This is a genomic window from Priestia aryabhattai B8W22, from assembly GCF_000956595.1.
Lineage (GTDB): Bacteria > Bacillota > Bacilli > Bacillales > Bacillaceae_H > Priestia > Priestia aryabhattai.
In genome coordinates, this window is sequence record NZ_JYOO01000013.1 from 77112 (window position 1) to 94254 (window position 17143).

The 17143-nt window shown below is 36.7% G+C and carries 16 protein-coding genes and 1 pseudogene; 8 read left to right on the forward strand and 9 right to left on the reverse strand.

All coding sequences use genetic code 11. The features are described from left to right. Positions 1 to 369: 369 nt before the first annotated feature. The 3 genes from N178_RS12160 to N178_RS12170 all read right to left on the reverse strand — a co-directional run bounded on the left by N178_RS12160 (position 370) and on the right by N178_RS12170 (position 2910). A complete protein-coding gene (locus tag N178_RS12160) occupies positions 370 to 1140 on the reverse strand; it encodes a L,D-transpeptidase (protein WP_045292453.1) in 771 nt (256 codons plus the stop codon). A 187-nt stretch (positions 1141 to 1327) separates the two neighbouring features. Next, positions 1328 to 2122, reverse strand: a complete 795-nt coding sequence (locus N178_RS12165; RefSeq protein WP_045292454.1) for a SurA N-terminal domain-containing protein — start codon at positions 2120 to 2122, stop codon at positions 1328 to 1330. 395 nt (positions 2123 to 2517) lie between these two features. Next, positions 2518 to 2910, reverse strand: coding sequence for a DUF5365 family protein (locus N178_RS12170; RefSeq protein ID WP_045292455.1), 393 nt, complete (start codon positions 2908 to 2910; stop codon positions 2518 to 2520). A gap of 156 nt (positions 2911 to 3066) precedes the next feature. Here N178_RS12170 and N178_RS12175 point away from each other — a divergent pair. Beyond that, a pseudogene (locus N178_RS12175) lies at positions 3067 to 3977 on the forward strand (RluA family pseudouridine synthase). Positions 3978 to 4014: 37 nt separating this feature from the next. On the opposite strand, the gene N178_RS12180 reads toward N178_RS12175, so the two are convergent. Together N178_RS12180 and N178_RS12185 are read right to left on the reverse strand one after the other, a co-directional pair. Then, positions 4015 to 6033: a methyl-accepting chemotaxis protein gene (locus N178_RS12180; protein ID WP_045292457.1), complete on the reverse strand. Its 2019-nt coding sequence runs from the start codon at positions 6031 to 6033 to the stop codon at positions 4015 to 4017. Positions 6034 to 6173: 140 nt separating this feature from the next. After that, positions 6174 to 7049, reverse strand: coding sequence for a cation diffusion facilitator family transporter (locus tag N178_RS12185; protein ID WP_045292458.1), 876 nt, complete (start codon positions 7047 to 7049; stop codon positions 6174 to 6176). Between the two features lie 333 nt (positions 7050 to 7382). Between N178_RS12185 and N178_RS12190 the strand changes: the two genes are divergently transcribed. Next, positions 7383 to 8339 (forward strand): L-lactate dehydrogenase, encoded by a 957-nt coding sequence (locus N178_RS12190; protein WP_013081626.1) that lies wholly within the window; start codon positions 7383 to 7385, stop codon positions 8337 to 8339. 62 nt (positions 8340 to 8401) lie between these two features. Beyond that, positions 8402 to 9982, forward strand: a complete 1581-nt coding sequence (locus tag N178_RS12195; RefSeq protein ID WP_045292459.1) for a lactate permease LctP family transporter — start codon at positions 8402 to 8404, stop codon at positions 9980 to 9982. Between the two features lie 97 nt (positions 9983 to 10079). On the opposite strand, the gene N178_RS12200 is transcribed toward N178_RS12195, so the two are convergent. Continuing rightward, complete coding sequence (locus N178_RS12200) at positions 10080 to 11072, reverse strand: zinc-binding dehydrogenase (protein WP_045292460.1); 993 nt, start codon at positions 11070 to 11072, stop codon at positions 10080 to 10082. Between the two features lie 413 nt (positions 11073 to 11485). On the opposite strand from N178_RS12200, the gene N178_RS12205 reads away from it, so the two are divergent. Beyond that, positions 11486 to 12016, forward strand: a complete 531-nt coding sequence (locus N178_RS12205) for an IseA DL-endopeptidase inhibitor family protein (protein WP_045292461.1) — start codon at positions 11486 to 11488, stop codon at positions 12014 to 12016. 247 nt (positions 12017 to 12263) lie between these two features. Here the strand turns inward: N178_RS12205 and N178_RS12210 are convergent, their stop codons facing one another. Further along, positions 12264 to 12533 carry a hypothetical protein gene (locus N178_RS12210; protein ID WP_045292462.1) on the reverse strand — a complete coding sequence of 90 codons (270 nt, stop codon included), beginning with the start codon at positions 12531 to 12533 and terminating at the stop codon, positions 12264 to 12266. 127 nt (positions 12534 to 12660) lie between these two features. Here N178_RS12210 and N178_RS12215 point away from each other — a divergent pair, with 127 nt between their 5' ends. Further along, positions 12661 to 13803, forward strand: coding sequence for an AI-2E family transporter (locus N178_RS12215; RefSeq protein WP_013081622.1), 1143 nt, complete (start codon positions 12661 to 12663; stop codon positions 13801 to 13803). 35 nt (positions 13804 to 13838) lie between these two features. On the opposite strand, the gene N178_RS12220 is transcribed toward N178_RS12215, so the two are convergent. After that, on the reverse strand, positions 13839 to 14234 hold the full coding sequence (locus N178_RS12220) for an SET domain-containing protein (protein ID WP_013055247.1): 396 nt from the start codon (positions 14232 to 14234) through the stop codon (positions 13839 to 13841). Positions 14235 to 14569: 335 nt separating this feature from the next. Between N178_RS12220 and rarD the strand changes: the two genes are divergently transcribed. Both rarD and N178_RS12230 read left to right on the forward strand, forming a co-directional pair. Next, the gene (rarD, locus tag N178_RS12225) at positions 14570 to 15496 is read left to right on the forward strand and encodes an EamA family transporter RarD (RefSeq protein WP_045292463.1); all 927 of its coding nucleotides are present in this window, start codon (positions 14570 to 14572) and stop codon (positions 15494 to 15496) included. A gap of 63 nt (positions 15497 to 15559) precedes the next feature. Beyond that, the gene (locus N178_RS12230) at positions 15560 to 16330 is read left to right on the forward strand and encodes a TatD family hydrolase (protein WP_045292464.1); all 771 of its coding nucleotides are present in this window, start codon (positions 15560 to 15562) and stop codon (positions 16328 to 16330) included. Positions 16331 to 16362: 32 nt separating this feature from the next. Here the strand turns inward: N178_RS12230 and N178_RS26580 are convergent, their stop codons facing one another. Continuing rightward, on the reverse strand, positions 16363 to 16500 hold the full coding sequence (locus tag N178_RS26580; RefSeq protein ID WP_013055244.1) for a lmo0937 family membrane protein: 138 nt from the start codon (positions 16498 to 16500) through the stop codon (positions 16363 to 16365). A 187-nt stretch (positions 16501 to 16687) separates the two neighbouring features. Here N178_RS26580 and N178_RS12235 point away from each other — a divergent pair, with 187 nt between their 5' ends. Beyond that, complete coding sequence (locus tag N178_RS12235; RefSeq protein ID WP_045292465.1) at positions 16688 to 17131, forward strand: YfmQ family protein; 444 nt, start codon at positions 16688 to 16690, stop codon at positions 17129 to 17131. Positions 17132 to 17143: the final 12 nt, after the last annotated feature.

Below are 17143 nucleotides of genomic sequence, written 5' to 3' on the forward strand. Positions count from 1 at the left end.
TTAGGCAATTAGTTTCCCTGTTTTTTATTATAATAAACATTATTAAAAATTCAAAAAATGAGGTTGAGACATAACAAAATAAATCCAATCTAAAGACGAACAAATGGATACATTAGCTCGTCTTTAGATTGTGACAACGCTGTTGATTTCCGTGCAAGACTTCGCTTTCCACGGGCGGCCGATGAGCCTCCTCGTCGCGTACGCTTTCCCCGCAGGAGTCTTCGCCTTGCCCTCCCACCAACTGCTAGAAAGAACGAAACAGATGAAACCTGCGTTCACCATAATAAAAAAACGAACCACGAATCAAACATGTTGATCAGTGGTTCGTTTTTCACTTAGGCTAAAATCCTTTTGTCCCAGCCTCATTTTTTATTTGCATATATCTAATTTTATAGATGTTTTTTTATTGGGGTAATTTTCAATAAATCCTGGTCCTAAAGAGACTTTAATGCCGTCTATTTTATATACATTATAGCGTTCACCGCGATTTAACGTACGAATCTTTACCCATTTTCCTTTTTCTTCTTTTAACAAAACCATCGGTGATTGAATCGTTACAAAGCCAATTTGGCCTTTTGAGAGCTTTTTCGTTTTACAAAGATTCTGGGCAACTGGAGTACTGCTTATTTTGTATTTGTTTTTAACAGCGATTGAATCAAAACTTTGAGAATGAAATTGACCAATAACCACTTTTGTACCGGTTTGAACGTGGTCAAATAACCAGCGTACCTCTTCATCATACATACGAATACACCCTGAACTTGCGTAGGTCCCGATAGAACTTGGATTATTATTTCCATGAATAGCATACGTCGTTCCATATGTTCCGCGCGCATTTAATCCTAGCCAGCGATCACCTAGCGGATTCCTAGGATCTCCTCCCCTAATATTGTCTTTATAATAGGGGCGGTTTTTAATTTTATTCACAATGCTAAAGGTACCTTCCGGTGTATAGCTCATCTGCCTCCCTGTCGCAACTTTGAACGTCCTTACTAGTTTTCCTCCATCATAAAAAGCTAGGGTGTTAGTAGATTTGTTAATGATAATAAGTTGATTTGACGCCGCAGAAGCCTTGCCTGTCAGACCCATCCCTGCGAGTAAAAAAACAAGCCCAACAAAAAAAACAGCCACCTTTTTCATTTATCGACTCCCCCAATTTCTCTTATATCTATATAAGAAAAGTATAGGATGAAAGGCAAACCGTCAGAACACTTTTTACCTTATAAGTCAAAATACAATAAAATCTTTCACACACTCCTTTTTACTGACAAGAAGCAATAAATGTACATAATAAAAACGGCCCTTTAAAGGGCCGTTTCGTTTGTATTTAAAGCTTCACTTCAACTTTTGCATTTTTCTTAAGTTCTTCAACTTTTTTCTCTAATGCTTCTTGTTTCTTTTGTTGTTCAAGCTGCTGCTTAATTTGAGGCTTTACGTCTTCAAGCTTTGGCATTTGAGATTGTTCTTTACCGCCGCTGGCTTGACTTTGGCTTTGCTTTGCAAATTGATCGTAATAATCTTGAATTTCTTTATCTGTTACTTCAGGTGTTTGGATATCTTTATCTACGTACTGCTGATATTTAATGCTGTCAGCCAGTTCAGACTTTAATTGTGATTGAGTTAATCCTGCATCTTTTAAAGCCGCTTTAAACTGTTTATCTGTCTTGAACTGCTTTTTCGTTTCTTTGAACTTTTTATTTACTTCTTCATCAGTTGCTTTATAGCCTTTGTTTTCAGCTTCTTGTAATAGCAGCGTTTGACCCACTAAATTGTCAATGGTTTGTTGCTTTACTTGTTTAGCTGCTTCCTTAGAAGTTGGGTCTTGTCCCATTTGTTGGTACTGATTTTGTGATGTAGCAAGAGCTGCATTATATTCTTCACCAGAAACTTTTTTACCGTTTACAACCGCTACGGTTTTCTTTTCATCTACTTTTTGTTTCTCTAATTTTTTCTGCATTTCTTTTGCTTGTTTTTCCTGCTTCTTCTGAGCCTCTTTTTGCTGCTCAGTTTGTGCAGTTTTTTGATCATCACTCTTTGATTGCTTTGCATCATCGTTTGAACCGCATGCTGTTAAAGCTGCAGCAATTAACCCAATGAGCAATGTATACATCAGTTTTTTCATGATTAATCTCCTTTCATAATCCCAAACGATTATTAGCTATTCGAAAAAATCATCTAGGGGGCATTGTATATGATATAGACGTAAAAAGAAACCATTTAGGCTAATTTTAAACATATGTAATAAGATTGAAACGTTTTGTAATCTTATGAAAGATAAATGCTTCCGTTTATACGACCTGTCTAATCATAACATTATTTAGTATGATTTACATAATTTACAGTCCATTATACATCTGGAAATTTATTTGTTATATGAAAAGCAATAGTATTTGATTTCATGTTTCTATAAGAACTTTATCCGAATTTAACGATATCACAAGTTCTTTTTTTATCCAATTGAAAGCCGAAATTCATTAAAAAAAGAAAAAAGCATGGGATAATCATGCTTTTTTTCTTTCAATTTATGTATGAATTATAAAACGATTCATACGAATAAGTAATCAAATTGTTTTCTTTTGCAAAACATTCAATAGCAACAGGAAATAAGAACCCGTATTTTTTTAAAATTGCAATATTTTTTTCGAATTGCTCGCAGTCGCTTTCTTCAATCGGCCGATGTTGAATTGCTTCAATCACGGCAATTATTGTCTGAAGGCTACTAATGACTTGCAATGCTTCATCGAGTAAGCCATTATATAAATGGTCTGTACAATAATCTGGATTTAATAATTCATCAGGATTAAGCTTATCTACGGATACATACCGAGGTAACAAATCATAGCAAAGCTGTTCAGTCAACTCTTCTATGTATTTCTCCATTTCTGGCGGAGCTGCTTGGGCAATTTTCATGGTTACCCCCCCTTTTTTTCTCTTAACTTATGTCTCTTTATTTAGCATAACATAAACATAAAACGAGAACTTCAGGTAGTTATTTCCTCCTAATTATTTACAAGTTCTTTTTAAAGATCAAATGATATTTACTAGTATGTAAGGAAGGGATCAAATATGAATATACACGGCCAATGGCTAGAAGATAAAATCGGCAAAAATGATGCAGGTCAAACGATTGAAGATTATTTAAAAACAAAATGGCGTATTCCCAAAAAAACGCTGCATCAGTTTCGGATGAATAAAAATGTGCTTCTAAACGGTGAACCTTTACCATGGAGAAACACGCTTCAGGAAAATGATACAGTGTCACTTCCTTTTTTTGAAGCGGAGCTTAATGAAATAACACCTTACAATGTTGAGATTGAGATTTTGTTTGAAGATGAGCACGTACTAATCGTAAATAAACCAATAAACCTAGATACTCACCCTTCATTAGAGCAAGATCAAAAAACTCTTTTAAATGCTGTAGCTGCTTATTTTCAAAAAATTGGCCTTAAAACAAAGCCTAGACACGTTCACCGTTTAGATCGTGATACATCGGGTGCTATCTTATTCACGAAGCACTTTGTAGCAAGCTCTGTATTTGATCAGCTGCTCGCTGAACGTAAAATTAATCGTACTTATATTGCCCTCGTCCAAGGAATCATAAAAAAAGAAGAAGGAATCGTTAATGAACCTATTGGACGCGATCGTCATCACGCTACGAGAAGAAGAGTATCTAGAACGGGACAAGCTGCCAAAACATCTTATCGGGTGTTGAAGCGTAATACGGCAAAAAATGAAACGCTTATTGAACTTTCGCTAGAGACCGGACGCACTCACCAAATTCGTGTTCATATGAGTCACATTGGCCATCCATTACTTGGTGATACGCTTTATGGAGGAAAGAAATTGAAAGAACAGCAGCAAGCTTTACACGCCATTAAGCTTTCTTTTATACATCCATTTACTCATCAGCGCGTGTCAGCTGTTGCACCTCCAGATCAGCAGGTTTTTTTACCGATAGCAACTTGTTTTCCTATTAAATAAAAAAGAGCGCCAATATGTTATTGGCGCTCTTTTTTATTTAATTTTAAATTGACGAATCAAGTTCGCCAATTCTTCACTAATCTCTTGCAAATGTTCAGCCGATTGAGAAACAGTAGAAATAGCTCTAATTTGTTCTTCTGTAGAAGCCGTAATTTCTTCAGTTCCCGCAGCTGATTGCTGTGCAATAGCTGCTATGCTTTGAATGGCCGCTACCACGTCTTCCTTATGCTCATCAATACTGTCCATGCTGCTTGTCACATGTTCGACAGCCGCCGCCACTTGTTCAATCGTGGTTGCAATTTCATGAAAAGCTTGTTCTGTATCTCCTACCACAAAATCTTGAGACTTTGAAAGCTCTTCTGTACGGTTGCATTCTTCACGCGCAGCTGCGACTTCCCCTTGAATCGCTGCAATCGTATGGCGAACTTGTTCAGTGGCCTGAGAGGACTGTTCAGCAAGCTTTCGCACCTCTTCAGCTACTACCGCAAATCCTTTGCCATGTTCTCCTGCACGTGCTGCTTCAATACTAGCATTTAGTGCAAGCAAATTTGTCTGATCTGAAATACTATTAATCGTGAAAATAATAGATTCAATTTCTTTCATCTTACTTGTTAATTCTTCCATTACAGTTTGAACAGCGTGAATCGTTTGAGACGATTCAGTGGTTTGGTTGCGAAGCAGCTGCATTTGTTTTAAACCTTTTTCATTGATGGTTACAGCTTCAATCGTCATTTTATTAATCTGGGCATTTTGTTCAATGACTTCTTCAATTTGCGAAGATAAACTCATCGTTTTGTGATTAGTAGAGTCAGCATCAGAAGCCTGCTGCGTGGCGCCGCTGGCAATTTCATGGATAGCCCGGCCAATTTCTTCACTGGATGCAGTTGCTTCTTCAGATACAGCACTCAAGTCTTCAACGGACGTTTTTACTGTCTCAACAGACGTCTGAACCGTGCCAATCAATGTTTTCATTTTAGCTACCATGTCGTTAAATAAATGAGTAAGCTCACCAATTTCATCTTTTGACTTCGTCTTCACCTGAACTGTTAAATCGCCAGCTGTTACTTTGGCTACTTCATTTTTCAAGCGGCGAATTGGATTTGTAATGATTCTTGAGAAAAAGATGGTTAACACCACTGATAATAAGATGCCAATTAACGCAATCCAGACAATAACAGTCAGTAAATGATGAGCGCTTGAGAGCATTTCATTATAAATAAAGGCATTTCCTATCTTCCAATTCGTTCCTTCGAGAGTATCATATGCCATGACTCTCTCTTCACCTTGAAAGGTATACTTCATGAAATCTCTATTCCGGTCTGCTTCGTACATTTTTTTCATAAATGGCTGATTCATTAAATTTTTTCCAGCTTCTGTTGGATGAACGAGCGCTGTGCCATTTTGATCAAATAAAAATGCATACCCACCGTGATTTACTTCTGCTTTGCCTACAATGTTTTTTAATGCATCTAAGTCTAAATCAGTAGCTATAACGCCCAGCACATTTTTAGTAGCTGGATCTAAAATAGCCTTTGCAATCGTCACGACCGTCTTTTTTGTTGCTGCATCCTCATATGGATCCGTATAAATTAATTGATCAGGTGATGCCACTGCTTGTTTGTACCAAACTCTTGAAGTCGGGTCATAACCTGATCCGTACTCTTGCTTAGGAACAGAATACATTCCTTTATTTTTTGTACCTATGTATTCAAGTACTAAATTAGGATACTTTTCTTTAAACTGTGTAAACTCTTTTTGAACTGTATTCCATGTAAAATAAGGATTTTTCTCTTGATTTGTTCCATTTCCTTCCTGCTTAACAAAATTAACGATTACATCGTTCTCACTGTACGTCAGCAAAGAACGACTATACATGTCTAAGTACGTATGAATCGTTTCTTTTAGCTCTTTCACTTGACTTTGAGACTGAACTTCTACATCTTTTTCTATCTGTGTTTTGGTAAATTGATAAACAGCCCCTGAAACAACTAATAATAAACTAGCTATAAAAATACTAAAAAATACTACGAGCTTTGCACTCAACCTCTTCATTCCCTCACCCTTCTACAAAAATCTTTATATTACTAATAACGGCTTTTTATTTTCATTTTTGAAGAAGTTTTTGTGATTTATTTCAAATTCCCGCAAAATAAAACCAGCGCATCCTTTCATAGCGAAAGAACGTGCTGGTTTTATTTTTGCTTTTCGTATGCATCAGGTTCAATATGAACAAGCGTATCTTTAATCTGATGCTCATCGTTCATCATATGTTCAATTTGATCAGCAATTTCATGGCTTTTAATAACATTTAAATGAGGATCTACTTTAACCGTTACATCAATCACGACTTGATTACCAAGCTTGCGCGCTTTCACATCTTCTACTTCTTTTACCCCTTTTACAAGCCCAATGCTTTCTTTGTAGTGCCCTAACTTTTCTTCATCAAATCCGTCCGTTAAAGAATGAGCCGCTTCTTTAAAAATCTCGATGGCTGTTTTACAAATAATAATCCCCACAGCAAAAGCAGCTACCACGTCCAGCCAGGGCAGGCCGAATTGTGAGCCGAAAATTCCCACAACAGCCCCTATGCTCACAAGTGCATCAGACAAATTATCTTTAGCAACCGCATATAAAGACTGGCTATCAAGTTTTTTAGCAAGCTTAATATTATATCGGTAGACACCACCCATAACGGCAGCGGCTCCAAGACCTACCCAAGCAGCCAGTAAATTAGGCGCTTCAGATTTATCCATAAATAATGACTGACCCGCATCGACCAATACTTCTAGTCCGATGACCATCATGATAAAAGAAGCAATAAGTGAAGAGATATGTTCCGCTCTGGAATGTCCGTAAGGATGATCATTATCGCGAGGTTTTTTAGAGATTTTTAAACCGATTAAGACGGCAATTGATGCAATAATATCTGTGACATTATTAAGACCGTCGGCTTTTAATGCAGAGGAAGCGGTGACACCTGCAATAGTAAGTTTACATGCTGATAAAAAGATATATGATAAGATACTAACCCAAGCGCCTTTTTGGGCTTGCTCATAGTAGTTCTCCATCCCTTCAACTCCTTTATTCAAAATAAGCAAACTTAGTGTAACAAATGGATTTCGTGTGGGTCTATAGAAACATTATTGGCTGTTAACATACAAATAGAGAACGTTAAACTCTTTAGCTTTCTGCAAAACAAGTTGCCTTTACTCAACACTTTAAACGTTTAAGATCTTTCTGAATGTGGCACTTCATGTAGAAGGACCTTTTTTTAAAATTGCCCTGTAAAATTGTTTACTATTTTTTAAAGGGTGTGATTTTTATCACAGCCGAGGGTATCTATTCTTGTTACACTAACATTGTGAAATACATCACAAAATAAAATTCAAAGGATGATACAAATGAAAACACAATTCACACCAAAAACACGAAAAGTTGCCGTTATCGGAACTGGTTTTGTTGGCTCAAGCTACGCTTTTTCAATGGTGAATCAAGGTATTGCCAATGAATTAGTGTTAATCGATATGAACAAAGAAAAAGCAGAAGGCGAAGCACGCGATATCAATCATGGAATGCCATTTGCCACACCAATGAAAATCTGGGCTGGAGATTATAAAGACTGTGCTGACGCTGATTTAGTAGTTATTACAGCGGGCGCTAATCAAGCTCCAGGGGAAACGCGCTTAGATCTAGTTGAAAAAAACGTTAAAATTTTTGAATGCATTGTAAAAGATATTATGAACAGCGGATTTGACGGCATCATTTTAGTCGCAACAAATCCAGTGGATATTCTTGCACACGTTACACAAAAAGTATCAGGGTTACCAAACGAACGGGTAATTGGTTCAGGAACGATTCTTGACACAGCTCGCTTCCGCTACTTGCTGAGCGACTATTTCGAAGTAGATTCTCGCAACGTTCACGCTTATATTATGGGCGAACACGGAGATACGGAATTTCCTGTGTGGAGCCATGCGCAAATTGGCGGTGTGAAGCTCGAACATTTTATTAATACTGCCGCTATTGAAAAAGAGCCGGATATGCAGCATCTATTCGAACAAACCCGCGATGCGGCTTACCATATTATTAATCGAAAAGGAGCGACTTATTACGGAATTGCGATGGGACTTGTACGCATCACCAAGGCTATTTTAGATGATGAAAATTCTATTTTAACGGTATCTGCTTTATTAGAAGGACAATATGGTATTTCTGATGTGTATATAGGCGTACCAGCCATTATTAATAAAAACGGCGTGCGCCAAATTATTGAATTGAATTTAACTCCTCACGAACAGCAGCAGCTCGAGCACTCTGCTAGCATTCTTAAGCAAACTCGCGACAGAGCTTTTGTGTAACATCAAAAGATTTTTGCGGGGGACTCCCCCGCTCCCTTGTTTTAAATATGTAGTAGAGGTGTATGAATATGACGTGGACTCAGGTATATAATCCGTTAAATAACATTTGGCTTTCTGCACTAATTGCACTCATCCCCATCATCTTTTTCTTTATTGCTTTAACTCTTTTGAAATTAAAAGGACACATTGCTGCCAGTATTACGGTACTTCTTTCTATGATTATTGCTATTTATTTTTATGATATGCCTGCCTCAATGGTCTTAGGAGCCACAGGCTATGGGTTTCTGTATGCACTTTGGCCCATCAGCTATATTATTATCGGCGCGGTGTTCTTATACAAGCTAACTGTCAAAAGCGGACAGTTTACTACCATTAGACAATCTATTATTTCAATAACCGATGACCCCCGCTTGCAAATGCTGCTTGTTGCTTTTTCCTTTAATGCTTTTTTGGAAGGAGCAGCGGGATTTGGAGCTCCAATTGCCATTACAGCAGCGCTTCTAGTTGGGCTTGGATTCAAACCGTTAAAAGCAGCTGCGCTATGTTTAATTGCTAATACAGCTTCAGGAGCGTTTGGCGCCATGGGGATTCCTGTCATTGTCGCAGGACAAGTATCTGGCATTGATCCAAAAGAAATTGCTCATTTTCTTGGCACACAGCTTCCGATTATTTCTTTTCTTATCCCTTTTTTACTTGTCTTTATTATGGATGGAATAAAAGGATTAAAAGACGTATGGAAAGCAACGAGCATCACAGCCATTTCCTATGCACTGACGCAGTACTTAACTGTTACATACATCGGCCCTGAACTTCCAAACATCACATCTTCTATTGTGAGTTTGCTTGCTCTTGCTTTTTATATTAAACGAACAAGCCCGGCAGCAGCTAAAAGCTTCAGCCTGTCACCAAAACAAATTTTAAAGGCTTGGTCTCCTTTTATTCTATTAACGATACTCGTTACGGCTTGGAGCGTTTCTTTTGTCAAAACGATGCTTGAACATATGAACCTGCTTATTAACGTCCCATTTTTACACAATCATGTAATTAAAGCAGCTCCTTTAGTAAAGGATCCTACGCCTTATGCTGCTGTCTTAAAAATAGACGTATTTGCAGCAACAGGTACAGCAATTCTTATCGCTTGTATCCTTTCAGTTTTCTTGCTTAACGTATCGCCAAAGGTGGCATGGACTACTCTTTTGGAAACCGTAAAAGAACTATCAAGACCTATTATGACGATAATGATGGTTATTGCTTTTGCTTTTATTTCAAATTATTCAGGACAGTCTTCTACACTTGGATTGGCACTCGCTACATCAGCTGCTTATTTTCCATTTTTATCTCCATTTCTTGGCTGGATTGGCGTATTTCTAACGGGGTCTGTCGTATCGAATAATGCGCTGTTCGGCAACTTGCAGCTAACTACAGCACAGCAAATTAATGTCTTGCCAATTATTCTTGTAGCGGCTAATACTGCCGGCGGCGTGATGGCTAAAATGCTTTCTCCTCAATCAATTGCTGTCGCTGCTGGAGCAGTAGGTTTAGCCGGAAAAGAAGGTGAACTGTTCAAATACACGCTCAAATACAGCATGGGATTTTTGATACTAGGGGGATTTGTCACCTTTTTGTTAGCTTGGTGGTTATGATACAAAACTGCTAAAAATCCTGTTATTACCTTGTTTTTTTCATTTAAACAAACGTTTGATTATATAAAAAGGTCCCCAGTTAGCGCTGGGGATCTTTTTATTCTGAAATAAGTAAACCTATATTGCCAAATTGTTTTCCTTTATCTAATCGTTCGCAAGCTGCAACTGCCTCAGACAACGGATAAAATCTATCGACGATTGGTTTAATTTGATGTTTCTCTATAAAATCCATCATGTCCACAAATTCTTCCTGACTTCCCATAGACGTACCAAGTATATTGAATTGAGGATAAAAAATGGTTCTTAGAGGCAATTCAACTTCATTTCCAGAACTCGCCCCGAAATTAACAATTCTTCCATTTGGCTTTAATATTTCAAAATAAGACGGAAATAAAGTTGCGCCTACACTATCAAGTATGATATCTACTTTTCTATCGTTGATTTCTTCTGTTAGGTTACTTCCACTGTCTAATGCACAATCAGCTCCATACTTTAGGGCTTGCTTTCTTTTTTCATCACTTCTAGAAGTAACCGTTACGTCAGCTCCGATAGCTTTTGCGAATAACAAGCCATAAGTCGCGACTCCGCTCCCTATACCAGGAATAAGCAGATGTTCTCCTTTTTTTAACTGCCCTTTTGTAAAGAGAGCTCTATACGCAGTTAAAGCCGATAATGAAAGAACTCCCGCTTGTTTCCAAGATAGATAAGGCGGCTTTTGCACAACATTATCCGCTTTTATGATTACATACTCTGCAAACGTTCCATTCGATGGACCACCTAAAATTTTAGGCGTAAACGGAATGTCCTCTATACGATCCCACTCCAGACTTGGATTAATGATCACTTCTATTCCAGTTTTTAAACCTTTTACCCCTTCTCCCACTTCTTCTATAATACCTGCACCGTCTGAACCGGGAATAAACGGCTTATCTCCTTTGCCTCGATTATTCATAACAAATAAATCTCTCCGGTTTAAACCTGCTGTTTTTAACCTTACTTTTACTTCTCCTCTTTCAGGGGGCATCTCCTGAAAATCTCTGTAATTCATGCCTGCTATCCCGCTTTTCTCACTATGTATAATGGCTTTCATGATTTCGCCTCCTCTTAATCTACTCTACTAAAAAGCTCAAAACCGCAAAAGAAATATGCCCAAAAAAAGGAAAATAAACTTTTGGAATCTCTTTTTCACCGTTTTATCTTTATTTTTCTGTATCGTAAAAGTATTCAGCTTCTTTTATTACAGTTTTGTTACAAAAAGATTGTTTGTAACAAAACGAATAAAAAATAGAAAAATCGATTTAAAAGCCCTGGTAAATCAACATTTATTCGCAATTTATTTATTATATCTACTTCAGAAACTAGTAAAAATCTAAAAAAATTTAAGAAAAAAAGACAAAACACTTTCTTTTATTACAGATTTATTGTAATATAAATGTAACAAAAGAAATATAAAACACATAATTGTTACATAAATAAGGTTAATTAATTAGGAGTGAGTTAGAAATGAAAAAAATTGGACTAGTTTTATCATCAATCGCTATTTTCTTTACACTAAGCACTGGAGTTACAGCACAAACAACATCTACAACACTAACGGATGCAAATGCTGTCAAAATTGCAGCTAGTGCCAGCAATCATTTCTGGAGTGCTCTGCACGGTTATAAAAACAAACCATGTACAGAACGTACATTTGAATATAAAGGAACTGAGTACGTGTACCTTTGCCCTGAATTTGATACAAAAGCTGAGCTATCAAGCTACTTATCTGAAACATTTACAAATAGTGCAGTAGAAAAAGGACTAACAAATTACGGCTATATCACATATAACGGCAAACTTGCACACCCAATCGGCGACGGATTCAGCATGTTAGAATGGTCAAAAGCAAAAACAAAACTTGTGTATCAAACAGCAACAGTTCGCTCTTATGAATTCACAGTTCCAACTGTAGATGGAGGCAGCGTAAAACGCACTGTCACATTCTATAAATCTGGTTCACAGTGGAAAGTAAATAAATTTGACGCTGTTCAATAATAAAAAAAGCAGGTCTGCTGAAGCAGACCTGCTTTTTCTTTTTCATCGATAACATAAATAAAACTTCTACTTACAGCGCTCTAATAGCTGTAAATAGAAGTTGAGATCACAAGTTTAAGCAAATCAAATTTTGTCGAATCCTGTAGAAACAGTGATAAGTTACGTTTTATATTACAGGCTAAATTTCTTATTGTCAATATAATTCAGCAAAAAGATAGGGCAATATATTCAGAGCATAATAAAGACATTAACTTGGATTTTGTTCATGTTCCTTTGGGTTATCATGTACAGGGTGGGCCCCTGGGAATAACCTTTGAGCTTTTTCATGAAGGTTTTTGTTTTCATAATTAAATGCGCTATACGTTCGCTGCCCTTCTTCCCATGAAGTAGATTTCCCCAGTTTTTGATTAACCGGAGAGCCGAAGGGACCGTCTGGAAATTCTTCAGCGGTTATATACTCGTGGCTTTTTTCTACTGTAGAGAAATCACGATACGATGGCTGTTTGTGTTCTTTCAATGATTTCACCCCTTCTTTCTAGAAGATTTTCTACTAGTATGCACACTTCTTTGTAAAAAAACCTCTTAAATTAGGCTAAATCAGGGTATGATAACTATACATTTATTTTTAAAAGGAGTTGAACAGCTTGGAACCTAGACCTCAGAAAGGAACTTTTTTCCGAGAAAAAATCTTAAATAATAAATTTGTTGTATATACAATTATTATTTTTATTCTCAGCATGACTATTTTTTCGTTATCAAAAATCGGATTTATTTTAATTCCTATCTCTATTTTTATTAAAACAATCGCACTGCCGATTATCTTAGCAGGAATTTGCTTTTATTTATTTAATCCGCTTGTTGACTTTTTAGAACGAAAAGGTGTAAAACGAATTATTTCCATTCTTGTTTTATACATAGTGATTATCGGCGCATTAGCCATTATTATTTCATCGGTTATTCCGCCTCTAAAAAATCAAGTTGACCGCCTTATTGATAATATCCCAGAGCTGACGCATGACGTTCAGCATGCGGTGACGAATCTTTCAAATAACCGATATGTCGAACAGGGTCTTCAGTCGGCTAACACGGACCTAGATAAGATTTCAAAAGATGCATCAAAACACTTGAGTAAATATGTTTCTGGATTTTCAAGCGGTATTGTGAACTTTGTCGGCACCATTACTGAAATTATATTATCGGTTGCCGTTTTACCCTTTATTCTTTTCTACTTATTAAAAGATGGGAAAAATCTGCCTAATTACATTGTAAAACTGCTTCCAAACCGCTCTCGTTCTGAAGCAAAATTCATTTTAGCCGACATGAACCACGCATTAAGCGCATATATTCGCGGACAAATTTTTGTTGCGATTTGTATAGGTGTACTGCTTTTCATTGGCTATCTGATTATTGGGTTAGATTATGCATTACTTCTAGCGATTATCGCCATGGTAACCAATGTTGTGCCTTACCTTGGTCCTATTATCGCCATTATCCCAGCCATTATTATTGCGTTTATTACCTCTCCTTTCATGCTTGTAAAACTAGCCATTGTCTGGGCAGTTGTTCAATTGCTTGAAGGGAAAGTAATATCTCCGCAAATTATGGGAAGAAGCCTAGACATTCACCCGATTACAGTCATTTTTGTCATTCTAACCGCCGGAAACTTATTCGGAATCATCGGTATCATTTTAGCCGTCCCTGGATATGCCGTTTTAAAAGTTATTATTACGCATATTTACCAATTCATCCGTTTGAATTCTACTATGTATCCAGATAAAAAAGCATAATAAAAAGCCCATCGATTTTCGATGGGCTTAACTTTTTACTTTTGTTCTTCTTCATCTTCACGATCAAACCAAAGGAGCTCTTGATCATCTTCATCTCCATTATAGTTGATGAGAATTTCTTCTCCTGCTTGGATATCCGTATATGCATAAAAATCAAAGGTATGATTGTCAAAATTAATTTCATACGTAGCATTGGGTGTATACGAGTGATTAAACAGCATACCGTACCCCAAAAGAATAGCCGTATGATTCACTCCATATTCAAAAGCATAATCCGCTAGTGTTGTTTTCTCAATAAAATCATGCTCTTTATTAGGATAAGCGATAACAGGAGCTTCGTGAATAAGCGTTCCTTTTTTTATATCCTGCTTAGCAAATACACCTCTATTAAATTCTCCGTCGCTTATTGCAGACACTTTTATTTCGATCATATTCGTCACCTATATATTCTTTCCTCTAAGATTTTTTTCTTCCTTAAGCTTGACAGTTTCTAATGGGGAAATCAACTGTTTTTCATAACCACTTGAATATAAGCTGAAGGAACGCTTATCATGCGCACTTTTGTAAGCACTTACCTTAGTAGGAACATGCGATTTGGTTTTATTTTAGATATGGAAAAGCAATGGTCTTGCGCATAGCGATTTTTTGAGCCATTCAACATGTAAAGAATCGTTTTTCTCTGTGATATAATCGTTTATGCTGCTTTTTTATGTTAATCTATGACTCTTACTACCAAATTTATCTTATGCTAGGAAGAAGATTTTAAATGAACTTAAATCATGACAAAGATGGTGTGACGTATGCGGTCCTTTCTTATCTTATGTGGGGACTCACGCCAATTTATTGGAAGCTGGTTCACCACGTAGCACCAGGTGAGATTTTAGCTCAGCGCGTTTTTTGGTCTTTTATTTTTATGCTTATTCTTTTATTAATGACAAAGAAATGGCGTACATACATTACGTTTGTAAAACAAATAGTGAAAAAACCATCCTTATTTTGGTCCCTTTTTATTGCATCTGTACTTATTAGTGCCAATTGGGGCATTTTTATGTGGGCTGTCATCGAGGGGAAAATAGTAGAGGCAAGCCTTGGCCAATATATTAATCCGCTAACAAGTGTTTTATTAGGTATCATTTTCTTAAAAGAGAGATTAAGCGTGACTCAAATTTTTGCCTTTATACTAGCAGGAATCGGAGTATTAACACTCAGTCTTCATTATGGTGTAGTTCCGTGGATTTCACTTAGTTTAGCTCTTACCTTTGGATTATATGGGTTGGCAAAGAAAAAGATTAAAGCTGATTCAACAATTGGATTAACTCTTGAAACGATGGTCATCTCTCCTATTGCATTAGTGTACATAGGCTACCTCACGTTTCAATCACACTTGCAGTTTTTTGATTCTTTTTCAACAAGTCTTTTATTAATGGGAAGTGGAATGGTCACAGCTCTACCACTCTTATTATTCACAAAAAGTGCTAAAAAAGTATCATTATCAATGCTTGGTATTCTTCAATATATTTCACCAACCTTGTCTTTACTAGCAGGAGTGGTTCTATACCATGAATCGCTGACAAAAGCTCATGTTATTGCTTTTAGTTTCATTTGGTTAGCTCTTATTATTTATACGTGTTCATCTATTACCAAACGGGGAAACGCAACTAAAAAGCAAATAAAGAATGAGATGAAAGCATAGCAGACTTATACATTTTTTTTACGTATTATCTCTAAACAAATTGGGCTGGAAGGAATGGGAATTATGAAACTAATCATTGACTCTCATATTCATCTCGATCAATATGAACCGAAAAGCTGGAAAGACGTAATTAAGCAGGATCCTTCGTTAAAAGCGCTTATTTCTGTATCTTCTACATTACACTCATGCCAACTTAATCAAAAAATCAGCAAGTTATATTCCTGCGTGAAACCCGCCTACGGATTTCACCCTGAACAAATGCTGCCTTCTTCAAATGAATTAGCGGAGCTGCTTGCTTGGATTGATCAAAACAATGAAGAAATGATCGCTGTTGGTGAGGTTGGCCTACCTTATTACTTAAGGCAGACATATACTCTTTCTCTAGAGCCCTATTTGGAGCTGCTTGAAGCTTTTATTATTCATTCAAAAAAGTGGGGAAAGCCGTTAATTCTGCATGCTGTATATGAAGATGCTGAGATCGTGTGCGACTTACTAGAAAAATATTCTGTGTCTAAAGCTCACTTCCACTGGTTCAAAGGAGCTAAAAAAACCGTTGAACGAATGAAAAACAACGGTTACTATATTTCCGTTACACCTGATATTGTATATAAGCCTAAAACCCAAGCGCTTGCCACGGATTACCCTCTTGACTATTTGATGATTGAAACAGATGGTCCGTGGCCATTTGAAGGACCTTTTCAAAACCAGACAACTGTTCCATCAATGATGCATCAGTCCGTTCAGGAAATAGCACGTCTCAAAAGGGTTTCTGTAACGGAAACATATGATTTTTTATATCGAAATACAGCTTGTTTTTATAATCTCTCCACATAAAAAGCCTTTCCCTAAGGAAAGGCCTTTTATATCTAAATTCGTTTCACAAGTTTTACGATCAGCACAATCACTGCAATGACAAGAAGAATGTGAATGATGCCGCCGCCAATATGAAAAACTAATCCTAATAACCAAAAAATAAATAAAAGTCCAATAATCGTCCACAACATAATTTTTTCTCCTTTTTTATATGTAGTATTTGTTATAATTTTATATTTCCCTAAATATGCATAAATAAACGCATTTCATATACATCTTTTCACTAAAGAAGGTTCACATAATGTACAAAAAGCAATCATGTTCTCTGTGGTAAAATAAGTATGTAATCTTATTTAATTTAAGCGGAGATGATTAACTATGACATGGATTGTACTACTTTCCATTATTCTTATAAGTGCGCTCAAAATATTAGTAACGTGTCTTCCAACTCCAGTTGTCAAATGGCTCTTGAGCAAGTTCCAATTACATCCAACACTTGATGATCAAAACGCTACTGTCACAGTTGATGGGAAACATTTAGAAGGCAAAGATAAAATTCAAGTGATTGATTATTTTAATAAAGCAACATTTTTAAAACAATATTATGTCCATGAAGGAAATAAGGACTATTATAAACGCCTAGAAGACAGTGAAACTCCACTTGTTATCGATACGAAAAAAGGGAAAAACGATGTTCGATTATGCGTATACAGCTATCATGATCATGTCGACGTCGTGAAACAATACAAAAAGAAGATTATCGCCTACAGCCTGCTTTCTGATCATCTTCAAAAGCAGTCCATAACAGCTGACCTAGCTTAAATCAGTCGCCTA